This window comes from uncultured Sulfitobacter sp. (assembly GCF_964021855.1).
Taxonomy (GTDB): Bacteria; Pseudomonadota; Alphaproteobacteria; order Rhodobacterales; family Rhodobacteraceae; genus Sulfitobacter.
Map to the genome: position 1 here is coordinate 66531 of NZ_CAXHZD010000005.1, position 19444 is coordinate 85974.

A 19444-nucleotide genomic window follows, 5' to 3' on the forward strand; every position below is an offset into this window, starting at 1 on the left:
TGAAGAAAGGTGATGAATGTTTCAGCCAGACTCTGACATTCAGCGTTCAAGCACGCTGACCGCTTTTCTGAAGGACTGGGGCATTGACAGTTACGAAGATCTCGCCCGCCGCACCAATGAGGACCCGGACTGGTTCTGGGGCCGGATCATCGACCACGTCGGCATTCGGATCGCGCGACCCTACACACGATTGCGGGACATCTCCGAAGGTTCAGAATCGGTCAGATGGGCCGTCGGAGGCACTTTGAATCTGACGGAAACCTGTCTTGACGCCCGAATTGCCGATGGCCTGGGCGAAAAAGTCGCGATCGACTGGATCGGCGAAGACGGAAGCCGCCGCCGCTGGACCTATTCCCAACTTGCCGCCGAAGCCGCCCGCGCCGCCTCGGCCCTTGACGCGCGCGGCGTAAAGCCCGGTCAGGCGGTGGGCATTTATATGCCGATGATCCCCGAAATCGAGGCCGCGCTGCTGGGTATTGCCCGACTGGGCGCGGTCGCGGTGCCGCTGTTTTCCGGCTTTGCGCCCCATGCCATCGTATCGCGCCTGAACGATGCCGGTGCCGTAGCGGTGCTGACAGCGGATGCCACACCCCGGCGAGGCAAGCCGGTCTGGATGGAGGCGGCGCTTGCCGAAGCCCTGACCGAGGTGCCTTCGGTGCACACCGTGGTCAGCCTGCGACGGTTCGGCGGCGCGGTGGCCGATCCGACCCGCGATCTCGACTGGACCGAAACCGTGGGCCCCGCCAGTCCGGATTTCGCCGCTGTTCCCGTCAAGGCCGAAGATCCCTTCCTTATCGCCTATACATCGGGCACCACCGGGCGGCCCAAAGGCGTCGTGCATACCCATTTGGGGGTGCAGGCCAAGGCCACGGCTGATTTCCTGCTTTGTCTCGACATGAAACAGGATGACCGGCACCTGTGGATGACCGACATGGGATGGGTCATGGGACCGCTCACCCTTTTGTCGGTGCTGCTGTCGGGTTCAACGCTGGTGCTTGCTGAAGGCGCACCATCGATGCCCGGCGATTCGTTCAGACTTTTGCGCCTTGCGTCCGAGATGAAGGTCACGCATCTCGGCGTGGCGCCAACCCTGGTACGGCAGTTCATGACGCAGGAGCTCGAGCCGCTGACAGACTACGACCTGTCGCCCCTGCGCATTGTCGCCTCGACCGGGGAACCCTGGACCGAGGACGCCTGGCGCTGGCAACTGGATCATATCTGCCGCCGCCGCGCGGTGCCGCTGAACATCTCGGGCGGGACCGAGTTGTTCGGTGCTATTCTGACATCGACCGTGCTGCACGAAATCAAGCCCGGCGGATTTTCCGCCCAGGCCCTGGGGGTCGGCGCGAAAGTGCTGCGCGAGGACGGCAGCGAAGCCGCGCCGGGCGAGGTGGGCGAACTGGTCGTTACCCAGCCGCCTCTGGGGCTGACCCCGGCCATTTGGGGCGACCGCGATCGCTACCTTGAAACCTACTGGTCCACCTTCCCCGGCCTCTGGCGGCACGGCGACTGGGTGCGCTACGATCCGGACGGGACATGGTTTATCCTGGGCCGGTCTGACGACACGCTGAACATCGCCGGTAAACGGATCGGCCCGCCCGAGATCGAGGCGGCCCTGACCGAGAGCGGAGAGGTGGTGGATGCCGCCGCCATCGCGGCACCTGACGACATCAAGGGTGTGGCCGTCGTCTGCGTCTGCGTGGCGGCACCGGATGTGTCGCTGGACGCGGACCTCGTGGACCGGCTCAAGGATCGGGTCGGAGAGATCGTCTCGAAACCCTTCCGCCCGCGCGAGATCCACTTTGTCGAGGCGCTGCCAAAGACGCGTAGTATGAAAACCATGCGCCGGGTCGTGCGCGCCGCCTTCCTCGGCGAAGATCCAGGCGATCTGTCGTCGATCAGCAACCCTGAAACCATTCAACCCATCGCAGACCTGCAAAAGGAAAAGCCATGATCACTGTATTCGGAGCCACGGGCACCACCGGCGCGCCTCTTGTCGACACGCTTCTGGCAAAGGGCGCTACCGTGCGCGCTGTCACCAGTGACCCGGCAAAGGTTGGCACGCTCAAGGCCAAGGGATGCGAGGCGGTCGCCGCGGATTTCACCGATCCCGCCGCGCTGGCGCGGGCCTGTGACAGGGCAGAAAAGATATACCTGGTCACGCCTGCCCATCTGGACATGCGCCAATGGAAGGCGAACGTGATCGAGGCGGCCAAGGTCGCGGGGGTGCGCCATGTCGTTGTGGCCACCGGGCTGGGTGCGTCACCCAAGGCGGGGCTGACCTTTGGCAAATGGCATTCCGACACCCAGGAACTCTTGAAGCAAAGCGGCCTTGACTGGACCTTCGTTCAGCCGACCTATTTCATGCAGAACCTGCTCTGGCAGGCCGGCAGCATTGCGAAGAATGCGGTGTACTACGATGATCTGGGCGGCCCCGTTGCCTGGATCGACGCCCGCGACATCGCGGATGTCGCCGCCGAGGCGCTGACCGCTCCGGGTTACGCAGGCAAGGGTCTTGGTCTGACCGGGCCCGAAGCGCTGACCGGAGATGATATCGCGGCCCTTCTGTCCGAGGTGACAGGGCGAAATGTCACCTGCGCGCCCCTGTCGGCCGAGGATACCAAGGCGTCCATGATCGCCGGCGGAATGCAGGACGAGGTCGCCGGGGCCATGGTCGAACTGGCGTCCATCGCGCCCAAGGGCTACCTTGCCGGTATCGAGACCACGGTCAGCGACGTGCTGGGGCGCCCTGCCCGCCGATTTGCTGATTTCGTTGCCCAGAACCGGGATGCTTTCGTCCAGTGACCTGACGGCGATTGTCGGGCTGACAGGCGTGGCCGGATAACGGGCGGCCGGGCGGGACTCTGCGTTCCCGCCTCGACCGCCCCAAGCCGCAGGGGCCGGTCACCGGTCCGTGGCCCTGGTTCAGCCCTGCCAGCGCAGTGTGACTTCGGCCAACCGCTTGCCATAGGCGCGCGCGGTGTCCAGATCGCCACCGGCCGGGAACTCTTCGGGCGCGCTGTCGGAGGGCGCGATTGCCAGAAGGCCGGAATAACCACCTGTCCAGTTCATCTTTTCCGGGCCGTCGGCCTTGGTATTCGGCGCCATCAGCCCGACGCCGCACCAGATCTGGCCATGCTGTTGCGACAGCGTGATGAAATACTGGATGGTCGAGAATTTGTCACCGTTGACTGTAGCCGAGGTGGTGAACCCACCGGCGATCTTGTCCTTCCAGTTCTGCGTGAACCAGGGCTTCGAGCTGGCATCGGCGAACTTCTTGAACTGCCACGCGGGGCCGCCCATGTAGGTCGGACTGCCATAGACGATGGCGTCGGCAGCATCCAGCGCCGCCCAGCCGGCTTCGTCAAGTTACCCATTTTCGGGCAGTTTCAGAATCTTGGCTTCGGTGCCTTCAACACTTCTGACCCCTTCGGCCACGGCGTTCGCTTGAACCTCCGTGTGCCCATACCCGCTGAAATAGACAATTGCGACACTCGTCATGTTTTCGGTCTCCTTCTCGGTTTGAAACGCAATGCTGACGGCTTAGGATTGACGGTTACAAAAAGAAAGCGGATAATTATTTTACACCAACGCGATGATCCGGACAATCATCGGCAGGGGAATTCCCATCTTCGGTGTAAGTCACCGGAATACATTAATATTATATCAGCACCGGACGGGCTCACGGGATGTTATGTTCATGACCTCACATCCATTGTGCGCCGGTGTATCAACTGGTTTCGGCTTTCTCGTCCCCGATCCATGTTTCGAGCACATGCCGCTGAACCTTGCCGCTGGTCGATCTGGGAAAGTCCTCGAACGCGATAAAGCGAAACTCGCGCGGCCGTTTGTAGCCTGCGAGGCTTTCGCGGCACAAATTCATCAGCGCCTCGGCATCCGGCCCGTCATTGCCGCAGGCGACAAAGGCCACCGGGCTTTCCCCCCATTTCGTGTCAAATGCCCGCACCACCGCAGCATCGACTACACCGGGGTGGGATAGAAGCACACGCTCGATTTCCGCAGGATAGACATTCTCGCCGCCGGTCTTTATCAAGTATTTGGCCCGGTCCACAAAGTCGACCGTGCCGTCCACATTGCGCCGGAAAAGGTCACCCATGTGGAAGAAGCCGTTGCGAAAGTCGCGGGCGTTGGTGTCGTCGGCGTTCCAGTACCCTGAAAACAACGTTGGGCCCCGCACTGCCATTTCGCCCGGCGTTCCATCGGGGACTTCGCGGTCGTCAGGATCGACCAGCCGAACCTCGCAAAATGCGCTGATGCGCTTGGAAAGCCGGTGCGGGGTAACACCCGGCGCAATCAGATCGGCGGTCCCCGGCGGCAGGCCGGTTTCGGTTGCCCCGAAGGAATTCAGATAGGGCGTGTCCAGAAGGCCCGTCAGTTCCGCGATTTGATGCGGCGGCACCAGATCGGCCATTGCGCCGCAAACCTTGATGCCCTTCACCGGCAGAGGGTTGGCGCGCCGGTCTGCGATAAAGGCGTCCAGCGCACCCGGCATCATCACGAACCAGCCGATCCTGTGGCGCGACAGCGCCTCGTTGATGACCGCAGGCTGCAAACCATCCACCATCACCACGGTCCCGCCCCGCAGGATTGTCGCCAGCGCATGATCGGTGGACGCCATGTGGAACATCGGTGCCCAGGCGATGAACCCGTCGCTGGGATCCAGCGCCAGTTGTGCCGCAAAAGCCATGGATCGGGCGATATGCGCGCGGTGGCTGATGAGCGCCCCCTTGGGCAGGCCCGTGGTCCCCGAGGTGTAAAGGATCGTCAGACCGGCCTCTGGATCGTCTACCATGGTTCCGGTGCGCGGGTCCGGTTCGACCCCGGCAATGGCCGTGTCCAGGTCTGGCCCGACGGTCAGACAGGGTGTCGCCGCGACGGCCCGATAGGCTTCTGAAAGATCCGGTTCGGCGACGGCGAGAACCGGCGCGACCAGATCGATGCAATGCCGCAGTTCATCGGGAGCAAGCCGCCAGTTCAGGCAAGCGACGATCGCGCCGATTCCCGCCGCAGCCAGTTCGACCTCCAGGTATTCAGACCGGTTGTGCGACAGGATCGCGATCCTGTCGCCGGGTGCCACGCCTCTTGCCAGAAAGACGGCAGCCAGACGATCGACGCGCCCCAGCAATTCGCCGTAGGTCAGTTTCTTGCTGCCGTCCTCAATGGCCAAAGCCCCGGCGCAGTCCTGTGCGCGGGTTCGAAAGATCGAATACAGATCAGCGCGCCCTGCACGGATGACGTCGGTCAGCATGGTTTCCTCCCTTGCCAGGGCTTCGGTTCAGAGACTTTGCGCCAGACGCACCCCTTCATCAATGGCGCGCAGAGCATCAAGTTCGGCGGCCTCCTTTGCCCCGCCGATCATCGTAACCGTGACACCGCGGGCGGCAAGCTCCTCTGCCAGGGCGCGTTCCGGCTCCTGGCCGGTGCATAGCACAATCGTATCGGCCGAGATGATCATTGGGCTTTCGTCCGTGAGGATATGCAGCCCCGCGTCGTCGATGCGGTCATAGGTCACCCCGCCCATCGCCTCGACCCCGTGTTTGCGCAGCGCGTTGCGCAGAATCCACCCTGTTGAAACTCCAAGCCCCGCGCCCGGTTTTGCTGTCTTGCGCTGAAGCATAACGACTTTGCGTCGCGACGGTTTCGGTGCCAATGGATCGCCAGCCAGGGCGCCCGGGGTGGCAAACTCGGGGTCCACGCCCCATGTTTCGCAAAAGGCGTCTGTGTTGGCGGCCTCGGCGGGTTCGGTCACCAGGAATTCGGCCACATCATGGCCAATGCCACCGGCCCCCATCACCACGACACGGTCGCCCGCCTCGCGGTCGCCGGACAGGATTTCCGCATAAGTCGCGACGCTGGGATGGTCGATACCCGGCAGGTCGGGAATACGCGGCGTGACCCCTGTGGCGATAACCACATGGTCGAAACCGTCAAGATCGTTCACGTCGGCCCGCTGCCCCAGCCGCTGTTTGGCCCCGTGCTTTCTCAGCTGACCGGCATAATACCGCAGGGTTTCGTCGAATTCGTCCTTGCCCGGCGCCGCGCGGGCCAGATTCAGCTGGCCGCCCAGTTTGTTCTGCGCTTCGAACAGCGTGACATCGTGGCCCAGCCGCGCCGCCTCGGCCGCCGTGGCCAGGCCCGCCGCGCCGCCGCCAACCACAGCCACTTTCTGCGGCGCGTCAGTTGGCGTGTCCCGAAATTCGGTTTCACGCCCGGCGCGTGGGTTGACCAGACACCCGACAGGCCGGTCCGAAAAGATGAAATCCAGACAGGCCTGGTTGCAGGCGATGCAGGTGTTGATTTCGTCCGCGCGGCCGTCGCGCGCCTTTTTCACGAAATGCGGGTCGGCCAGAAACGGGCGCGCCATCGAGATCATGTCTGCATCGCCAGAGGCAAGGATGTCTTCGGCAAGCTCGGGCGTATTGATTCGGTTCGAGGCGACCACCGGAATCGATACCGCCGCTTTCACGTTGGCCGCTGCCTTGCGCCAGGCGCCGCGCGGCACCGGATAGGCGATGGTCGGCACGCGCGCCTCGTGCCAGCCGATGCCGGTGTTCAGAATATCCGCGCCTGCCGCCTCGATCTTGCGCGCCAGTGCGGCGATTTCATCGGCGGGCGCGCCGCCCTCGACCAGATCGGCGGCGGAAATCCGGTAGATGACCAGAAAGTCGGGCCCGCAGCGTTCACGCACCGTGCGCACGATCTCGACCGGGAATCGATGGCGCTTCTCGGCGCTTCCGCCCCAGTCGTCTTCGCGCTTGTTGGTGTGGGTAACGGTGAATTCGTTAATCAGGTATCCCTCGGACCCCATGATTTCGACGCCATCGAACCCGGCCGCCTGCGCGTTGGCGGCTGCCGCGGCGAAATCCTCGATGGTGCGGCGGATGTCAGCATCGGACATTTCACGCGGGACGAAACGGTTGATCGGTGCACGGATCGGCGACGGGGCCACACAACCTTCGATTTTTGCATAGCGCCCGGCGTGGAGGAGTTGCGCGCAGATCAGGCTGCCTTCGGCCTGCACCGCCTCGCAGATCGGGCGCAGGCTGCGCGCCTCTTCCGGGTCGTCGATTCGCGGACCTTCGGGATCGAATATGCCCTCGGCATTGGGGGAAAACCCGCCGGTGACCAGAATCGCCGCCTCCCCCCGCGCCCGCTCAGAATAAAAGGCGATCTGTTTGGCTATGCCGTCAGGCTCGGTTTCCAACCGCGTGTGCATCGACCCCATGATGACACGGTTTCGCAATGTATGCTGGCCTGCGCGGATCGGCGAGAGCATGGTCCCGAAGCTCTCCGTTGGCTTATTTTCCATTGTGGGCATCCTCCTCAAAACTATGCTTGATCTGTATTCTAACAAATGTTAGATTTTTGGAAAGATAAATTTCGGTCATTGGGAGGAGCACCGATGCATTTCCAGCCAACAGACGATCAGAAGGCTTTTCGCGAAACCGCGAAGCGCTTCGCAACTGAAAAGCTTGCGCCCACATATCAGGAGCGCGCAAGCGGCCATACCTTTGATCGTGCGCTGATCAAGGAGATGGGCGCACTCGGTCTGATCGGGGCCGATCTGCCGGAAGAATTCGGCGGACTGGGTGAAAGCTCTGTCGCGTCAGGGCTGATCGTCGAAGAGATCGCCTATGCTGATTTCAACGCAAGTTACGTGCAGCTTCTCGGCTCTCTCATGGGCGGAATGGTTGCCAAGCATGCCTCCCGCGACATCGCGGCGAAATGGGTGCCCAAGGTTGTTTCGGGTGATGCCGTCATTGGTCTGGGTCTGACAGAGCCGCGCGGCGGATCGGACGCGGCGAACCTGATTCTGAAGGCCGAGAAATCCGGAAACGGTTGGCGGCTGAACGGTGAAAAGACATCCATGAGTTTTGCCAGTCAGGCCGATGCGGCGGTCGTCTTTGCCCGCACCGGCGATCCTAACGGTGGCTCACGCGGGGTCAGCGCCTTTTTTGTCGATCTGAACCAGGACGGCATCAAGCGCACGCATTTTGACGACATCGGCACCAAGCCCGTCGGGCGTGGGTCGGTGTTCTTTGACGACGTCTTCGTGCCGGCCGAAAACATGATGGCCGAACAGGATCGCGCCTTCGGAACGATCATGGCCGGGTTTGATTATTCGCGCGCACTGATCGGGCTGGAGTGCCTGGGTGCCGCGCAAGCGTCGGTGGATGAAACCTGGGCCTATGTCCAGGAACGCGAAGCCTTTGGTGCGCCGATTGTGCAGTATCAGGGCGTCAGTTTCCCGCTGGCCGAAGCCGAAACTCAACTGACCATGATGCGCCAGCTTTGCTATTACACGCTGGACCTGCGCGACCGTGGTCTGCCGCATACGTCCGAGGCGGCCATGTGCAAATGGTACCTGCCCAAAACCGCCTGCGAGATCCTGCACCAGTGCCTGATCCTGCACGGACATTACGGCTATACCACCGACCTGCCTCACCACCAGCGCTATAACGATGTGCTTGGTCTGCAGATCGGTGACGGCACCGCGCAGATCCAGAAGCTGGTGATTGCCCGCGAGAAGGTCGGACGGATGGCGCTGCAATATGACAAGAAGGCGACGGGAGCTCAGAAATGAGCAATCCCATTATCGTCACGACCGAGGGCAACACCGGCATCATCGAGCTGGCCCGCCCCGAGAAATTCAATTGCCTGTCACTTGACGTGCATGAGCGCATATCTGCCGCGCGTTCGGAATTCGAGGCGAACCCGGATATCCGGGCGATCCTCATCCGGGCACAGGGCAAGAACTTTTGCACCGGTGCCGATCTGGTGGAAGTGAAAGGTAAATTGAACGATCCCGCCGCGCTGGATCACTTCATCGCCTTTGGCATGGAAAACCTGCGTGCGCTCGAAACCTCCTCCCTCCCTGTCGTGGTGGCAGTGCAGGGGTTGTGTCTGGCCGGCGGGATCGAACTGATGTTGGCTTGCGATGTGTGTTTCGCCGCCGAAACCGCTCAGTTTGGCGATCAGCATGCACAATTCGGACTGATTCCCGGTTGGGGCGGCTCGCAGCGGCTAACGCGGTTGATGGGGCAGCGCCGGGCGCTCGACCTGATGTTCTCAGCCCGCTGGCTTGCGGCGGGCGCGGCCAAAGAGGCCGGTCTGGTCAACTATATCGTGCCGGATGCGGATCTGCATCAGGCCGCGTTGGAATACTGTCAGAAAATCACCACCCGCTCGCGTCCCGGTATCGCCGAGATGAAGCGGCTGGCGCGGGAAGGCACGGACCTGGGCATCGACCAGCAAATGCGGCTGGAACGTGACGCCGCCGTGCGCGCGCTGCCCAGTGATGACGTCGCCGAAGGGCTCGACGCGTTCGAGAACCGGCGCACCCCTGAATTCAAGGCCTGAGGACGAAACATGGAATTCACTTTGAACGACGAACAGCGCCAGATTTACGAATACGGCGGTCAGTTGGCGCAGAAATACGACAATGCGTATTGGCTCGACCACGCCCGCAGGCATGAGTTCCCGCACGAGATGTTCAAACAGATTGCTGACGATGGTTTTCTGGGCATCATGGTGCCCGAGGAATACGGCGGCGCCGGCCTTGGCATGACCGAAATGGCGTTGTTCATGGAGGGCACCGCCAATCACGGCATACCGCTTCTGATGATGGTGGTCGGGCCGACCATGTCGCTGGCCCATATCGCCAGCCACGGGAGCGAATTCCACAAGAAGGAGCTGCTGCCGGCTGCCTGCCGCGGTGATATCCAGTTCTGTTTCGCGATCACCGAACCGGGTGCCGGGTCGAACACGATGAAGGCCACCACGCTGGCTAAGCGTCGGGGCAACCGGTTCAGCCTGTCGGGCGAAAAGACCTTTATCACCGGCGCCGAGGTGTCGGACTATTGTCTGGTGGTGGCGCGCACCAAGCCGCACACAGAAGTCAGCCGCAAGACCGACGGCTTTACCCTGTTCGCCGTAGATCTGAAGAAAAAAGGCGTCGACAAGCAGCGGGTGAAGATCTCGATCCCCCTGCCCGAAGAACAGTGGACCTTGTTTTTCGACGAGGTGGATCTGGGCCCCGAGGATGTGGTCGGCGAGGTGGACGAAGGGTTCTCGATCCTGTTCGACAGTCTCAACCCCGAACGCATCATCCTGGCCGCTTTGTGCTGCGGCATCGGCCGCTTCGCGCTGAACAAGGGCGTGGCCTATGCCTCCGAGCGCAATGTTTTCGGCCAACCCATCGGTGCACACCAGGGCGTGCAGCACCCGATGGCCAAGGCGCACACAGCGGTCGAGATGGCCAGCCTGATGACCCGTCGCGCGGCCTGGGAATTCGACAACAAGCTGCCCGCGGGGGCCTCGTCGAATATGGCCAAGTATGCCGCCGCCGAAGCTGGGATCGAAGCGGTGGACGCCGCGCTGCAGGCGCATGGCGGATCGGGTTTCACCGAGGATACGGGACTTTACGAGATGTATCCGCTGGTGCGCCTGTTGCGTACGGCACCCGTGAACCGCGAGCTGTGCCTCAGCTTCATCGGCGAAAAGGTCATGGGTCTGCCGCGGTCCTATTGATCGCCCGGTCCGGAACGGAGGACAATATGCAATTTGGAATGCGCTTCCGGCGGGAGGATGCCGCCGATAAGGTAAACGATCGTTTCTGGCACGAAATCGAGGGCACGCCGCTTGACGAAGTGCGCCGCATTCAGGAAGAGCGACTGCGTGCGCAGATGGCCTATCTCAAGACGAACTCGACCTTCTATCAGGAAAAGTTAGCCGAAGCGGGCGTGGAGTTCGACGATATTCGCACCATCGAAGACCTGCAAAAGCTGCCCTATACTTACAAGACCGAGATCCGCGAAAGCCTGGCCGCCGAGCCGCCGTTTGGCAAACACCGCGCCGCGCCGATGGCCGACATCATTCAGATGCAGGCCTCGTCGGGCACCACCGGCAGCCCCTCATATGTTGCCCTTACCGAATCCGACGCCAAAATGTGGCACGAGATGACAGCGCGCTGCTTCTTTGCCAATGGCGTGCGCCCCGGCGACATGGTGTTGCACGCGTTTTCGCTGGCCAAGGGCTTTGTCGGCGGCATCCCCGTGATGCAGGGATTGCAGTACATGGGCACAATCGATGTGCCGGTGGGGGCGGATGGCGGTGCGGAGCGGCTGCTGCGCGCTTGCGCCGACACGCGTCCGCGCTGCATCGTCGGCGCGCCGAACTTCGTGCTGCACCTGGCGGAAAACGCGCCGGAGGTGCTGGGATGCAAGGCCAGTGAGCTGGGAGTGGAACAGGTGATCGTCGGAGGAGAGCCCGGTGGTGGCATCCCGGCAATTCGCGCCAAGATCGAAGCGGCCTGGGGTGCGAAATGCACCGAAATGCTGGGTGGCACCGATCTGGGTGTGACCTACTGGGCCGAATGCGATGCCCAGTCGGGGATGCACATGGTCAACATGGACTATATCATCACTGAATTGCTCGACCCCGAGAGCGGCGACATCATCCCTTGGAAAAAAGGCGCCGAGGGCGAGATGATCTATACCGCGATTGGCCGTCAGGCGAGCCCGGTGGTGCGTTTCCGGTCCGGCGACTATATCGAGGTGATCGACACCGAATGTTCCTGCGGGCGTACCGGACCCAAGATCCGCTGCACCGGCCGGACCGACGACATGCTGATCGTGCGCGGGGCCAATGTGTTCCCGTCGGCCATCAACAGCGTGATCACCGAGATGGTGCCGGACACTAACGGCGTCATGCGCATCGTGGCCGATTTCGAAGGTCATACCACGCAGGGCGCGCTGAAAGTGATCGTCGAACGCGGACCCGACCGCGATACCGCGGACGATGCTGCCCTCAAGAAGAAAATCGAACAGCGCCTGCGCGATGCCCTGGTCTTCAAGGCCGACGTTCACCTGGTCGCGCCCGACACTTTTGAAAAACCCGGCGCCGCCAAGGTTGCCTTTGTTCTGAGAGAATATCCCGACCTGCCATGACAAAAATGATATCCCTGCTCGATACCGGGTCAGATGACTTCCGGCAAAACGATACACAGTATCGCGACAAAGTCGGCGAGCTGCATGCCCTTCGCTTGCAACAACGTGTCGGTGGCCCTGAAAAGGCCCGCGAACGGCACGTGTCGAAAGGCAAGATCCTGCCGCGCGAACGCGTCGAACGGCTGATCGATCCGGGCACCCCCTTTCTGGAAGTCGGGGAGCTTGCCGGGCTGAACAAATATGATGGTGTACCGCCGGGGGCGGGCATCATCACTGGCATCGGCGTGATCGAGGGCCGCCAGTGCATGATCATCGCCAATGATGCCACCGTGAAGGGCGGCACCTATTTCGGCATGACCTGCCGCAAGCACGTGCGCGCCCAGAAGATCGCGTGGAAGAACCGCCTTCCGGTGATCACGCTGGTCGATTCCGGCGGCGCGTTTCTGCCGGATCAGGAGAACATTTTCCCCGATGAGGGGCAGTTCGGATCGATCTTTCACCAGCAGATCGGCATGTCCGGTGACGGTGTGCCGCAGATCGCGGTGGTCATGGGCCCCTGCACTGCGGGTGGTGCCTATATCCCGGCGCTCTGCGACGAGGTGGTGATCGTGCGCGGTCAGGGCTTTATGTATCTGGGCGGACCGGAACTGACCTTTGCTGCCACCGGCGAAAAGGTGGATGCCGAAGAACTTGGCGGCGGCAAGATGCACTCGTCCGTGTCGGGTGTGACCGACCATCTTGCCGAGGATGACGCCCACGCGCTGGCCATCACCCGCGAGATCGTCAGCCATCTGGGCGAAAAACCCCTGCCCCGCAAGACGCCCAAGACGCCGCGCGCGCCCGCCTATCCGGTCGAGGAAATCTACGGCATCGTCAGCCGCGACCCCAAGGTGCCAACCGACAACCGCGAGATTGTCGCACGGCTGGTGGATGACAGCGATTTCCACGAGTTCAAGCCGCTTTATGGTGACACGATCATGACCGGCTGGGGCCGGATCCACGGCCACGAAGTGGGCATTCTCGCCAATACCGGCGTGCTGTTCGTCGAGGCCGCGTTGAAGGCGACGCATTTCATCAACCTCTGCGTACAGCGCGACATTCCACTGCTGTTTCTGGCGGATGTGAACGGCTTCATGGTTGGCCGCGAGGTCGAACAGATGGGCATCGCCAAGGCGGGTGCCAAGATGATCACGGCCATGTCTTCGGCCCGGGTGCCAAAGTTTACCATCATCACCGGCGGCTCTTACGGGGCGGGATACCTGGCAATGCTGGGCCGCCCGTTCCAGCCGGACGCAATGTTCGCCTGGCCAACAGGACGGTCCGCGATCATGGGGCCGGAACAGGCCGCCAGCGTGCTGGCGCAGGTCCGCGCACAGATCAACGAACGCGAAGGCAAAAGCTGGACCCCCGAAGAGGAGGAAGCCTTCAAGGCGCCCATCCGCAAGGAATACGAGGATTTTCAAGGTGCTTACAATTTTGCCTCTAACCTCTGGATCGACAGCGTGATCGAGCCTTGTGAAACCCGCGATGTCATGGCGCTCATGCTGGATGTGACCTCGCGCAGACCCAAGGCCGAAACCAATTTCGGCGTGTTCAGGATGTGAGGAGCGAATCATGAAAATCAAAACGCTTCTAATCGCCAATCGCGGCGAAATTGCCTGCCGGATCGCGCGCACCGCGCGGGCCAGCGGTATCACCCCTGTTGGCGTGCATTCCGAAGCCGACGCCAATGCCCTACATGTCCGCGAGATCGGGCAATCAGTCTGCATCGGTGCCGGACCGGCGTCCGAGAGCTATCTGAAGATCGACGCGGTGATTGCCGCCGCGAAATCGGTCGGCGCGGATGCGATCCATCCCGGTTATGGCTTTCTGGCCGAGAACTCTGATTTTGCCCGTGCGGTCGAGGCCGCCGGCATGGTCTTCATGGGGCCGACCCCGGACACGCTTGACCGTTTCGGCGACAAGGCCAGCGCCAAAGAGGCTGCCGTGGCCGCCGGCGTCCCGGTTATTTCGGGTGCCGAAGGCGCGTGGTCCGATCCGCAAGAGATTGCCGATGAAGTCCGCGCAATGGGCCTGCCCGTTCTGCTCAAGGCCGTCGGCGGCGGTGGCGGGCGCGGCCAGCGGCTTGTCACCGATGAGGCCACCCTTGTGGAAGACATCGAAGGCGCCCTTCGCGAGGCGAAATCCACCTTTGGCTCCGAAGGGCTGTTGCTGGAACGTTTCCTGCCAGAAGCGCGCCATGTCGAAGTGCAGATCGCGGGTGATGGCAAGGGGCACGTGGTGCACCTGTTCGAACGTGACTGCACGCTTCAGCGCCGTCACCAGAAGGTTATCGAAGAGGCTCCGGCTTGGGGCTTGCCCCGTGCGCTGCTGGACGAGATCGCGCATGACGCGGTGCGCCTGGGTGAAACGCTTGACTATCGCGGCCTCGGCACGGTGGAGTTTCTGGTCGCGGGCGAGGATTACTTCTTTCTTGAGGTGAACCCCCGCATCCAGGTGGAACACCCCGTCACCGAGGCGATCACCGGCCTGGATCTGGTTGCTCTGCACCTGCGCATTGCCGAAGGCGCAGGCCTTGGTCTGGTGCAGGATGATCTGGCGATCAATGGCCACGCGGTCGAGGCGCGGCTTTACGCCGAAGATCCGGCGATGCAGTTCGCCCCCTCAACCGGCACCTTGACCACGCTCAGCCTGCCGGAAGGTTTGCGCATCGACAGCGGTGTCGAAGAAGGCGACGCAGTGACGCCCTTCTATGATCCGATGATCGCCAAACTGATTGTGCATGCACCCGACCGGGAAACCGCCTTGGCGCGGCTGGCGACAGCCTTGGACCACGTCGCGGTTGAGGGTGTGCAAACCAATCGCGCCTTCCTGACGGCGTTGGTGCGGAACCCGGAATTCGAACGGATGCAGGTTCACACGCGCTGGATCGACGGCAGGCTGGACGAACTGACACAGGCAGCCCCCCTTGTCCGTCCCGATCTGTGGAAGGCGGCAGCCGCCATTCTCTTCGTGGCCAAGTCGCGTGGCGGTACTGATGCCAATCCCTGGACCAACCGTGACTCCTTTACCGGCTGGCGGCTTGGCCTGGGCGGTGATGCGATCGAAGCGGGGCCGAGTGTGACGCTCACCGATTCAGACGATGAATCCGAGGAATTGCGCATCGGACCTGTCAAACCGGGTGCCAAATACACCGTCCATTCGGAAAACGGCGAAGCGCTGACACTGTCCGCCCGTGAAATCACGCCGGGCCGCTGGCGCCTGAGTGAAGGCGACACCGTCCACCTGATCGAAGCACGTCTGAGCGCCGGCGTGATCGAACTGGACACGCCCGAAGGCCGCCTGGTCTTCCGTCCGGCCGCGCCCCTCGCCTTTGCTGGCGGTGATGCGGTGGCAGATCGCGCCGTGACCTCTCCGCTGACAGGGATGATTGTCGAAATCAAGGTCGCCGAAGGCCAGGCTGTCGCAGAGGGTGACGTGGTTGCGGTGATGGAATCGATGAAACTTGAAATCTCGATCCGGGCGGCTGCAGCCGGGATCGCCAGCAACATTTCCGTCTCGAATGGGGACATGGTCGATCGCGGCCAGGTCATCGCCGAGATTCTACCATCCGAGGAGTGATGACATGAGCGACTTTCCCAAATTCGTCGAATTTCGAGAAGAAGGCCCGCGTGAGGGATTTCAGATCGAAAAAAAGATCTATCCGATCGAAGAACGGATCGAACTGATCGACATGCTCAGCGAAACCGGTCTGAAGCGCATTCAGGTCGGTAGCTTTGTCAGCCCGAAATATGTGCCGCAGATGGCAGACACCGGGGAGTTGTTCCAGCGTATCAAGCGCAAGCCGGGCGTGAATTACACGTCGCTGTGGCTGAACGACAAAGGGTTTCGCAAGGCCCTGACGGCGCATGAGGTCGATATCGACCCGCGCCTGCTGTTCTATCCTTCCGAGGCATTTGCCCAATCGAACAACAATTGTTCGTCCGCAGACATGCGGGAAAAACAACGCGACTGGGTTCGTCTTTACAAGGAAGAGGGATATACGGTCGACGCGGCCTATGTGATGACCGCCTTCGGCTGCAACCTCGAAGGCCCCATCCCGCAAGAACGCATTCTGGACGATTTCCGCTTCATTCTTCAGCTTTGCGAAGAAGAGGACATCCCCGTGCCAATCCTTGTGATCGCCGACACCATGGGCTGGGGAAACCCCGAGGCGGTCAAACGCATGATCGACGCCCTGCGCGAAATGGCGCCCGAGGCGCGCATCGGTATGCATATCCACGACACGCGGGGGCTTGGGATCGCCAATCTCCATGCCGCCCTGTCGATGGGTGTGGACATGTTCGAAAGCTCGGTCGCCGGTCTTGGCGGTTGTCCTTTCGCGGGCCACGGCCACGCCCGCGCCGCAGGAAATGTCTGCACTGAGGATGCGGTGTTCCTGTGTCACGAGCTCGGCATCGAAACCGGCATTGATCTGGACAAGCTGATCGCAGCGGCGGCCAAGGCGGAAGAGATCATCGGCGTACCGCTCATGGGCCGGGTCATGCATACCGGCGGCCTGGACAAATATCGCAAGGCAAGCTGAGGGAGATGAGAATGTCAAAGGCACTTGATGGAAAGGTTGTTCTGGTCACCGGGGCCGGGGGCGGGATCGGGTGTGACATCGCCTTGATGGCAGCCTCCGAAGGCGCTGCCGTTGTGGTCAATGATCTGGGCGCGTCACTGAAGGGCACCGGACAGACGGAAACTGCGGCGCAGAAAGTCGTTGAAGAAATCAAGGCCGCCGGGGGCGACGCCATTGCCGATGGCGGCAACGTCACCGACCCCGACGCCGCCCGCGCGATGATCGAGGCCGGTGTCAAGGAATTCGGCCGCATCGACGCGGTGGTGAACAACGCCGGCATCCTGCGTGACGGGTTCTTCCACAAGATGACATACGAGGATTTCGACGCGGTGGTGAAGGTCCACCTGTACGGCGCCTTCAATACCAGCCGCGCGGCGGCCGATTATTTCCGCGAACAGGAGGGCGGTGCTTTGGTGCACATGACCTCGACCTCGGGGCTGATCGGCAATCTGGCGCAGGCGAACTATTCGGCCGCAAAGCTGGGCATCGCGGCCTTCTCGAAATCGGTCGCGCTCGACCTGAAACGTTGGAACGTGCGTTCGAACTGCATCGCGCCCTTCGCCTGGAGCCGGATGATCTCGTCTATCAAGACAGACACCCCGGAACAGGTGGCGCGTGTCGAGAAGATCAAGGAAATGACACCGGCCAAGGTCGCGCCAATGGCCTGTTTTCTGATGAGCGACCGCGCGGCTGACGTTTCCGGTCAAATCTTTGCGGTTCGCAAAAACGAGATCTTCCTTTTCAATCAGCCCCGCCCCGTGCGGTCGGTCCATTCCGGTGATGGCTGGACCGCCGATGAAATCGCCGAGCGCGCCATTCCCGCGCTCAAATCACAGTTCACGCCGCTCGAAGTTTCGGCGGATGTCTTTTCATGGGATCCGGTCTAATGAAAAAACGCAAAGAAAAAATCAGCTCCGATATTGCCTGGAGCACCTCTGACAAGATCAGCGTGCGTGGCCTCGACCTGCCGAACGAGATCCTCGGGCACATGAACCTCGGCGATCTGGCGTTCCTGCAGTTGACGGGACGGAAAGCCACGCCCGAGGAAAGCCGGGTGTTCAACGCCGTCGTCATTACCCTTGTCGAACATGGCATCACGCCTTCGGCTCTGGCGGCGCGGATGACTTACATGGGTGCGCCGGAATCGCTTCAGGCGGCCGTTGCGGCCGGGCTGTGTGGGCTTGGCACCGTCTTTGTCGGTTCGATGGAGGGTTCCTCGAAAATGCTTTACGAGGCGCTGCCGCAGGACAAGTTGGGCACCGGTGTCGATCTGGATGCGCTTGCCGTCGAAACAGTTGAAAAATTCCGCGCCCGCAAGGCCATCGTGCCGGGGCTTGGCCATCCGGTGCACAAGCCCGTCGATCCGCGCACGCCGCGCCTGTTCCAGATCGCCGCCGAAAACGGAAAATCCGGTGAATACATCGCGTTGATCCAGAAAATTCAGGCCGTCGCCGAAGAAAAATCGGGCAAGATGCTGCCGATCAACGCCACTGGTGCGATCGGTGCAATCTGCTGTGAATTCGGCTTCCCCTGGAAGATCGTGCGCGGCTTTGGCGTCATGGCGCGTGCCATCGGTCTGGTCGGTCATATCCTCGAAGAGAGCGAAAACCCGATTTCCTATGAGCTGTGGCAGCGCGCCGAACAGGAAATTCTTGAAACGTCGGGACCGGGAGCGAAGTAACCAATGCAGACGTCAGCCCCAGACACTCACACCGATCTGCGCGACGCCTTGCGCGCACTTTGCGCGCAGTTTCCGCCAGAATATCATCGCAAGTTCGGCGAAAACGAAACCTACCCCGAGGAATTCGTCGATGCGCTGACCCGCGAGGGCTGGCTCGCGGCGATGATCCCCGAGGAATACGGTGGCTCGGGACTGGGCTTGACGGAAGCCTCGATCATCATGGAAGAGGTGAACCGCTGCGGTGGCAACGCGGGTCATTGCCACGGGCAGATGTATAATATGGGCACGCTGCTGCGGCACGGGTCGGACGCGCAAAAGCAGAAATACCTGCCCAGTATTGCCAGCGGCGAGTTGCGCCTACAATCCATGGCCGTGACCGAACCGACAACCGGAACTGACACCACCAAACTGAAGACCACCGCGGTCAAGAAGGGTGACCGGTATGAGATCAATGGCCAGAAGGTCTGGATCAGCCGCATCCAGCATTCTGACCTGATGATCCTTCTGGCACGCACCACGCCTCTGAACGAGGTCAAGAAAAAGTCGCAGGGCCTGTCGATCTTTATGGTCGATCTGAAAGAGGCAATCGGCAACGGCATGGAGGTCCGCCCCATCGCCAATATGCCCGGCCACGAAACCAATGAAGTGTTTTTCGACAACCTGGAAATCCCCGCTGAAAACCTGATCGGGACCGAAGGGCGCGGGTTTTACCATATTCTTGACGGGCTGAACGCCGAACGGACCCTGATTGCAGCGGAATGTATCGGTGATGGATACTGGTTCGTTGACAAGGCCCGCGCCTATGCCGGCGACCGCGTGGTCTTTGACCGTCCTATAGGCCAGAACCAGGGCGTGCAATTCCCCATCGCCAGGTCCTATGTGAACATCGAGGCCGCCAATCTGATGCGCTTTGAGGCCTGCAGACGTTTCGATGCCGGGCTGGATTGTGGGGCGCAGGCGAATATGGCCAAGCTGCTGGCTTCGGAAGCCAGCTGGGAAGCGGCCAATGCCTGCATCCAGACCCATGGCGGCTTCGGTTTCGCGCGGGAATACGATGTCGAGCGCAAGTTCCGCGAGGCCCGACTGTATCAGGTGGCCCCGATCTCGACCAACCTGATCCTGTCCTATGTCGGCGAGCATATCCTCGGCATGCCGCGATCCTTCTGAGTT

At 61.7% G+C, this 19444-nt stretch carries 16 protein-coding genes; 12 read left to right on the top strand and 4 right to left on the bottom strand.

Annotated features, from left to right (window positions below; genetic code table 11):
• The first annotated feature begins 16 nt into the window (after positions 1–16).
• Both AADJ11_RS16345 and AADJ11_RS16350 read left to right on the top strand, forming a co-directional pair.
• Positions 17–1954, top strand: coding sequence for an AMP-binding protein (locus AADJ11_RS16345; RefSeq protein WP_027238765.1), 1938 nt, complete (start codon positions 17–19; stop codon positions 1952–1954).
• Entirely contained in the window at positions 1951–2805 is an 855-nt protein-coding gene (locus tag AADJ11_RS16350) for an SDR family oxidoreductase (protein ID WP_027238764.1), read from the top strand. The genes AADJ11_RS16345 and AADJ11_RS16350 overlap by 4 nt, the downstream gene beginning before the upstream one ends.
• A 120-nt stretch (positions 2806–2925) precedes the next feature.
• On the opposite strand, the gene AADJ11_RS16355 is transcribed toward AADJ11_RS16350, so the two are convergent.
• From AADJ11_RS16355 to AADJ11_RS16370, 4 genes are all read right to left on the bottom strand, one after another.
• Positions 2926–3345, bottom strand: a complete 420-nt coding sequence (locus AADJ11_RS16355) for a flavodoxin family protein (RefSeq protein ID WP_205855511.1) — start codon at positions 3343–3345, stop codon at positions 2926–2928.
• Between the two features lie 24 nt (positions 3346–3369).
• Positions 3370–3501: a hypothetical protein gene (locus tag AADJ11_RS16360; RefSeq protein ID WP_276202234.1), complete on the bottom strand. Its 132-nt coding sequence runs from the start codon at positions 3499–3501 to the stop codon at positions 3370–3372.
• Positions 3502–3730: 229 nt separating this feature from the next.
• Positions 3731–5269, bottom strand: a complete 1539-nt coding sequence (locus AADJ11_RS16365; RefSeq protein WP_027238763.1) for an AMP-binding protein — start codon at positions 5267–5269, stop codon at positions 3731–3733.
• A gap of 27 nt (positions 5270–5296) precedes the next feature.
• Positions 5297–7330: an NADPH-dependent 2,4-dienoyl-CoA reductase gene (locus AADJ11_RS16370; protein ID WP_027238762.1), complete on the bottom strand. Its 2034-nt coding sequence runs from the start codon at positions 7328–7330 to the stop codon at positions 5297–5299.
• 93 nt (positions 7331–7423) lie between these two features.
• Here AADJ11_RS16370 and AADJ11_RS16375 point away from each other — a divergent pair, with 93 nt between their 5' ends.
• Genes AADJ11_RS16375 through AADJ11_RS16420 form a run of 10 tightly spaced genes read left to right on the top strand, consistent with a single transcriptional unit; the run spans position 7424 to position 19441 of the window.
• Positions 7424–8605, top strand: coding sequence for an acyl-CoA dehydrogenase family protein (locus AADJ11_RS16375; protein ID WP_027238761.1), 1182 nt, complete (start codon positions 7424–7426; stop codon positions 8603–8605).
• Positions 8602–9381: an enoyl-CoA hydratase/isomerase family protein gene (locus tag AADJ11_RS16380; RefSeq protein ID WP_027238760.1), complete on the top strand. Its 780-nt coding sequence runs from the start codon at positions 8602–8604 to the stop codon at positions 9379–9381. Before AADJ11_RS16375 ends, AADJ11_RS16380 begins: the two co-directional genes overlap by 4 nt.
• A 9-nt stretch (positions 9382–9390) precedes the next feature.
• Entirely contained in the window at positions 9391–10551 is a 1161-nt protein-coding gene (locus AADJ11_RS16385; RefSeq protein ID WP_027238759.1) for an acyl-CoA dehydrogenase family protein, read from the top strand.
• Positions 10552–10577: 26 nt separating this feature from the next.
• Positions 10578–11969, top strand: a complete 1392-nt coding sequence (locus tag AADJ11_RS16390; RefSeq protein WP_341235578.1) for an AMP-binding protein — start codon at positions 10578–10580, stop codon at positions 11967–11969.
• Complete coding sequence (locus AADJ11_RS16395; protein ID WP_027238757.1) at positions 11966–13573, top strand: carboxyl transferase domain-containing protein; 1608 nt, start codon at positions 11966–11968, stop codon at positions 13571–13573. Before AADJ11_RS16390 ends, AADJ11_RS16395 begins: the two co-directional genes overlap by 4 nt.
• Before the next feature lie 10 nt (positions 13574–13583).
• Positions 13584–15590 carry a biotin carboxylase N-terminal domain-containing protein gene (locus tag AADJ11_RS16400; protein WP_341235579.1) on the top strand — a complete coding sequence of 669 codons (2007 nt, stop codon included), beginning with the start codon at positions 13584–13586 and terminating at the stop codon, positions 15588–15590.
• Between the two features lie 4 nt (positions 15591–15594).
• Positions 15595–16554 carry a hydroxymethylglutaryl-CoA lyase gene (locus tag AADJ11_RS16405; RefSeq protein ID WP_027238755.1) on the top strand — a complete coding sequence of 320 codons (960 nt, stop codon included), beginning with the start codon at positions 15595–15597 and terminating at the stop codon, positions 16552–16554.
• 11 nt (positions 16555–16565) lie between these two features.
• On the top strand, positions 16566–17480 hold the full coding sequence (locus tag AADJ11_RS16410; protein ID WP_341235580.1) for an SDR family NAD(P)-dependent oxidoreductase: 915 nt from the start codon (positions 16566–16568) through the stop codon (positions 17478–17480).
• Positions 17480–18274 (top strand): citryl-CoA lyase, encoded by a 795-nt coding sequence (locus tag AADJ11_RS16415; RefSeq protein ID WP_027238753.1) that lies wholly within the window; start codon positions 17480–17482, stop codon positions 18272–18274. Before AADJ11_RS16410 ends, AADJ11_RS16415 begins: the two co-directional genes overlap by 1 nt.
• A 3-nt stretch (positions 18275–18277) precedes the next feature.
• Positions 18278–19441, top strand: a complete 1164-nt coding sequence (locus tag AADJ11_RS16420) for an acyl-CoA dehydrogenase family protein (RefSeq protein WP_027238752.1) — start codon at positions 18278–18280, stop codon at positions 19439–19441.
• Positions 19442–19444 lie beyond the last annotated feature (3 nt).

Excerpts from the sequence above, each read along its gene's own strand:
- AADJ11_RS16345 (WP_027238765.1), top strand. The coding sequence starts at position 17 with ATGTTTCAGCCAGACTCTGACATTCAGCGTTCAAGCACGCTGACCGCT.
- AADJ11_RS16350 (WP_027238764.1), top strand. The coding sequence starts at position 1,951 with ATGATCACTGTATTCGGAGCCACGGGCACCACCGGCGCGCCTCTTGTC.
- AADJ11_RS16360 (WP_276202234.1), bottom strand. The coding sequence starts at position 3,501 with ATGACGAGTGTCGCAATTGTCTATTTCAGCGGGTATGGGCACACGGAG.
- AADJ11_RS16365 (WP_027238763.1), bottom strand. The coding sequence starts at position 5,269 with ATGCTGACCGACGTCATCCGTGCAGGGCGCGCTGATCTGTATTCGATC.
- AADJ11_RS16370 (WP_027238762.1), bottom strand. The coding sequence starts at position 7,330 with ATGGAAAATAAGCCAACGGAGAGCTTCGGGACCATGCTCTCGCCGATC.
- AADJ11_RS16375 (WP_027238761.1), top strand. The coding sequence starts at position 7,424 with ATGCATTTCCAGCCAACAGACGATCAGAAGGCTTTTCGCGAAACCGCG.
- AADJ11_RS16380 (WP_027238760.1), top strand. The coding sequence starts at position 8,602 with ATGAGCAATCCCATTATCGTCACGACCGAGGGCAACACCGGCATCATC.
- AADJ11_RS16385 (WP_027238759.1), top strand. The coding sequence starts at position 9,391 with ATGGAATTCACTTTGAACGACGAACAGCGCCAGATTTACGAATACGGC.
- AADJ11_RS16390 (WP_341235578.1), top strand. The coding sequence starts at position 10,578 with ATGCAATTTGGAATGCGCTTCCGGCGGGAGGATGCCGCCGATAAGGTA.
- AADJ11_RS16395 (WP_027238757.1), top strand. The coding sequence starts at position 11,966 with ATGACAAAAATGATATCCCTGCTCGATACCGGGTCAGATGACTTCCGG.
- AADJ11_RS16400 (WP_341235579.1), top strand. The coding sequence starts at position 13,584 with ATGAAAATCAAAACGCTTCTAATCGCCAATCGCGGCGAAATTGCCTGC.
- AADJ11_RS16405 (WP_027238755.1), top strand. The coding sequence starts at position 15,595 with ATGAGCGACTTTCCCAAATTCGTCGAATTTCGAGAAGAAGGCCCGCGT.
- AADJ11_RS16410 (WP_341235580.1), top strand. The coding sequence starts at position 16,566 with ATGTCAAAGGCACTTGATGGAAAGGTTGTTCTGGTCACCGGGGCCGGG.
- AADJ11_RS16415 (WP_027238753.1), top strand. The coding sequence starts at position 17,480 with ATGAAAAAACGCAAAGAAAAAATCAGCTCCGATATTGCCTGGAGCACC.
- AADJ11_RS16420 (WP_027238752.1), top strand. The coding sequence starts at position 18,278 with ATGCAGACGTCAGCCCCAGACACTCACACCGATCTGCGCGACGCCTTG.